The sequence below is a fragment of the Actinomycetota bacterium genome (assembly GCA_036280995.1).
Taxonomy (GTDB): Bacteria; Actinomycetota; CALGFH01; order CALGFH01; family CALGFH01; genus CALGFH01.
In genome coordinates this window covers 1-4,179 of record DASUPQ010000408.1, presented here as the reverse complement: position 1 = coordinate 4,179, position 4,179 = coordinate 1, and the positions used below count along the sequence as shown (strand labels likewise).

Below are 4,179 nucleotides of genomic sequence, written 5' to 3'. Positions count from 1 at the left end.
AGGCCGCTATGACCAAGCCCTGGCTGTGTCGCATCGGCAGGCACCGTTGGCAGCGGCTGCGTAACCCCGAAGGCGGCTGGTACCGCGAATGCCGCGGCTGCGGAAAGCAACGCCGCTCCCCCGGAGCGGATCCCAACACCTTTGGGTCGCCTTGACCTGGCGCAGTCGGCGCCGTGGAGGACGGCGGCCGTGGACCGCATGGGGCATACCTCGCCAGCGGTGGCGCTGCGCTACCAGCACGTCATGGCCGACCGCCAGGGCGCCATCGCCACCCCCCTGGATGGGCTGGTCCGCGATGCTCAGCAGGCCGGCCGGCACCGGCCGAGGGCACGTGGAGGGCACGACGGTGCTCGGCGGGGGAGCGGCAAGAGGCGGCAGGCGGTTGACCTGCGCTTGGGGTGGAGCGGGCGAAGGGAATCGAACCCTCACCGCGAGCTTGGGAAGCTCGAGTTCTGCCATTGAACTACGCCCGCAAGAGGGGTGATTCTAGCCGGGCGGTCTGAGCTGGGGCAACGAGGTCGTGGCAGAATGCCCGCCGAGCAACCTTTGTCTTGGGAGTGCACAGGTGATCCTGTCCGACCGTAGTCTGCGGGAGGCGATCGCGGCCGGGCGGCTGGTGATCGACCCCCTCGACGACGACGCCATCCAGCCGTCGAGCATCGACGTCCGGCTGGACAACCGCTTCCGGGTCTTCTACACGGCGCGGCATCCGTACATCGACGTGAAGCAGCCGATGGAGGACCTGACCGAGCTGGTCGAGGTCAAGCCCGACGACGCGTTCATCCTGCACCCGGGGGAGTTCGTGCTGGGGTCGACCCTCGAGGAGGTCGGGATCCCGCCGGACCTGGCGGCCAGGCTTGAGGGGAAGTCGAGCCTGGGGCGGCTGGGGCTGATGACCCACTCGACGGCGGGGTTCCTCGACCCGGGGTTCACCGGGCACGTGACGCTGGAGCTGTCGAACGTGGCCAACCTGCCGATCACGCTGTACCCGGGGATGCGGATCGGGCAGATCGCCGTGTTCCAGCTCACCACCGCGGCCGAGCGGCCCTACGGGTCGCGGGGGGTCGGGTCGAAGTATCAGGGACAGCGGGGACCGACCCCGTCCCGGTACTGGGAGAACTTCCGCGCACCCTGACCCCTGAGCTCGCCCCCCGACGAGGACCGCGATTGTCGAAGCTGCCAGCATCATCCATCGACCCCGTGACCGACAAGGCCGCCCCGGCACCGGCGCCCGACGTGGTGGCCCAGGAGCCGCGCGAGGAGGAGCGCGGTCGGCGGCGCCTGCGCCGGCTGGCCCGGCGGCTGCGTCCTGGCCCGCAGCCGCTGTTCCTGCTCGTGTTCCTCGGCCTGGCCGTGTGGATGTTCGCGCCGGCGTGGTCGTCGCCGGCCACCACCACCCTGGAGGGCGGGGACGGCGACGCGGCGATCTTGGTGTGGTTCCTGCGCTGGGTGCCGTTCGCCCTCGAGCACGGGCACGACCTGCTGGTCACCCACCACCTCAACTACCCCGACGGCGTGAACCTGATGTGGAACACGTCGCTGCCCCTGCCCGGGCTGCTGCTGGCCCCGGTGACCGGAGCCTGGGGGCCGGTGCTCAGCTTCAACCTCCTGCTGGTGCTCGCCTACGGCCTCTCGGCCTGGTGCGCGTACCTGGCCATCCGGCGCTTCGCCCCCGGGCACCTGGCGGCGGCGGCCGGCGGGCTGGTCTACGGCTTCTCCCCGGCGATCCGGGGCCAGTCGCACCACCTGCACATGTCGCTGGCCTTCCTGGTCCCGCTGATGCTGCTGGCCCTGCACGAGATCCTGGTCCGCCAGCGGCGCTCCCCCTGGCTGGTCGGGGCCGGCCTCGGCCTGATGGCCGGCGCCCAGCTCCTGATCGGCGAGGAGCTGCTGGCCATGACGGCCCTGCTCGGCTTCGCCATGTTCGTGCTGCTGTTGCTGGCCAACCTGCGGCGGCTGCGGGCGCGGTGGGCGTACGCCGCCAAGGCGTTCGCGGTCGCCCTGGTGATGGTGTCGGCGATCGTCGTCTGGCCGCTGTCGGTGCAGTTCGGCGGGCCGCAGCGGATCCACGGGGACATCCAGAAGACCAACTACTCCAACGACCTCCAGGGCTTCGTCGTGCCCGGCTGGGCCCAGGCGCTGACCTGGGACGGGGCCGGCGAGCTGGTGGCCGGCTTCGCGGGCGGCAACTCCGCCTACCTGGGCCTGCCGATGCTGCTGGTGCTGGCCGCGCTCGGGGTCCGCTGGCGCTCCAGCCCGGTGGTCAGGACGGGGCTGGCCCTGATGGCGGTGGCGGCGGTGCTGTCGCTGGGGCCGACCCTGCTGGTGGGCGGGGAGGACACCGGGATCTCGCTGCCCTGGGCCTTCTTCGAGGACCTGCCGCTGCTCCCCAGCCTCATCCCGGCCCGGCTGGCCCAGCTCACCGCCCTGTTCGCCGGGCTCCTGCTGGCCGTGTTCCTCCAGGCCGTGTGGCGCGGGGGCGGCTGGCAGCGGCCGGCCGCGGTGGTGGTGGCCGTGGTCGTGCTGCTGCCGCTGTGGCCGTCGGCGACGGTCCCGGCCGAGGAGGTGACCACCCCGGCGTTCTTCACCGGCCCGGGCGTGCGCGAGCTGCCCCGCGACAGCGTGGCCCTGGTGCTGCCCTGGCCGTACCGGCGGACCGCCCTGGCCATGACCTGGCAGGCCGAGGCCGGCCTCTGGTACCGGATGCCCGGCGGCTACTTCATCGGCCCCCGGCGCGACAGCGACCAGCCACGCTTCGACGCCATCCCGAGCCCGGCCTCGATCACCTTCGCCCAGATCTTCGGCGGCCGCCCGCCGCCGCGCCTCACCGGGCCGAGGCGGCGGGCCCTGGCCCGCGACCTGGTCCGCTGGCGGGTCGGGAGCGTGATCGTGGGCCCGATGCCCAACCAGGCGGCGATGGTGGCCTTCCTGACCGACCTGCTGGGACGCGAGCCGCAGGTGGTCGAGGGCGTCTACCTGTGGCGCGACCCGGTGGTCCAGCCCAGGGACACCGGCGAAAGCACCTAGGGAGCGTCCAGGGGGCGATCGGCGGCCGGGCGCTCCCGGACCTGGACCGACTCCTCCAGCACCTGGGCGACGTCGAGGACCCGGACCCCCTCGGCGGCGCCCTCGGCCTGGCGCTGCTTGATGGCGTCGTCGAGCATGACCATGCAGTAGGGGCAGGCCGTGCCGACGACGTCGGCCCCGGTGGCCAGGGCTTCCTCGGTGCGCTCCAGGTTGACCCGCTTGCCGATCCGCTCCTCCATCCACATGCGGGCCCCGCCGGCGCCGCAGCAGAAGCCCCGCTCGCGGCAGCGGTGCATCTCCACCGACCGGACCCCGGGCACGGCGTCCAGCACGGCCCGCGGGGCGTCGTAGACGTCGTTGTGGCGGCCCAGGTAGCAGGGGTCGTGGTAGGTGACGGTGGTCTCGACCGGCCCGTCGGGGCGAAGGCGGCCCTCGTCGACCAGCCGCCGCAGCAGCTGGGTGTGGTGGATGACCTCGTAGTTGCCGCCCAGGTGGGGGTACTCGCGGGCCAGGGTGTTGAAGCAGTGGGGGCAGGAGGCGACCACCTTGCGGGCCCCCACCTCGTTGAGGGTCTCGATGTTCTGCTGGGCCTGGAGCTGATAGAGGTACTCGTTGCCGAGCCGCCGGGCCGGGTCGCCGGAGCAGGACTCGCGCGGGCCGAGCACGGCGAAGCGCACCCCGGCCCGGTGCAGCAGGCCGGCGATGGCCCTGGCCGTCTTGCGGGCCCGGTCCTCGAGCGCGGCCGCGCAGCCGACCCAGTAGAGGTACTCGACGTCGTCGGGGATCCGGTCGGTGACCACCGGGACCTCGAACCCGAGCCCCTCGGTCCAGGCCAGGCGCTGGCCGGCCCCCAGCCCCCAGGGGTCGCCGGAGTTCTCGACGTTGCGCAGCATGGTGCCGGCCTCGGCGGGGAAGCGGGACTCCATCAGGACCTCGTAGCGGCGCAGCTCCATGATGGTGTCGACGTGCTCGATGTCGACCGGGCACTGCTCGACGCAGGCCCCGCAGGTGGTGCAGGACCAGAGCACGTCCGCGTCGATCACGGCGCCGCCGCCCGGGGCGCCGTGCGGGTGGTATGCGGTGAGCGGCGCGTCCGCGGCATACCCGGTGTCCCCGATCAGCGGCGCCTCCGCCAGCGCCGCGAGCCGTGGC

At 72.9% G+C, this 4,179-nt stretch carries 3 protein-coding genes and 1 tRNA gene; 2 read left to right on the top strand and 2 right to left on the bottom strand.

Going from position 1 to position 4,179, the window contains the following annotated elements:
• Positions 1-399: 399 nt before the first annotated feature.
• A tRNA-Gly gene (locus VF468_13550) sits at positions 400-473 on the bottom strand.
• Between the two features lie 92 nt (positions 474-565).
• Here VF468_13550 and dcd point away from each other — a divergent pair.
• Together dcd and VF468_13540 are read left to right on the top strand one after the other, a co-directional pair.
• Complete coding sequence (gene dcd, locus VF468_13545) at positions 566-1,135, top strand: dCTP deaminase (GenBank protein HEX5879319.1); 570 nt, start codon at positions 566-568, stop codon at positions 1,133-1,135.
• A 65-nt stretch (positions 1,136-1,200) separates the two neighbouring features.
• Complete coding sequence (locus VF468_13540) at positions 1,201-3,027, top strand: hypothetical protein (protein HEX5879318.1); 1,827 nt, start codon at positions 1,201-1,203, stop codon at positions 3,025-3,027.
• Here VF468_13540 and VF468_13535 read toward each other — a convergent pair.
• Positions 3,024-4,179 (bottom strand): (Fe-S)-binding protein (locus VF468_13535; protein ID HEX5879317.1); only part of this gene is annotated, 1,156 nt, incomplete at its 5' end. The genes VF468_13540 and VF468_13535 overlap by 4 nt on opposite strands.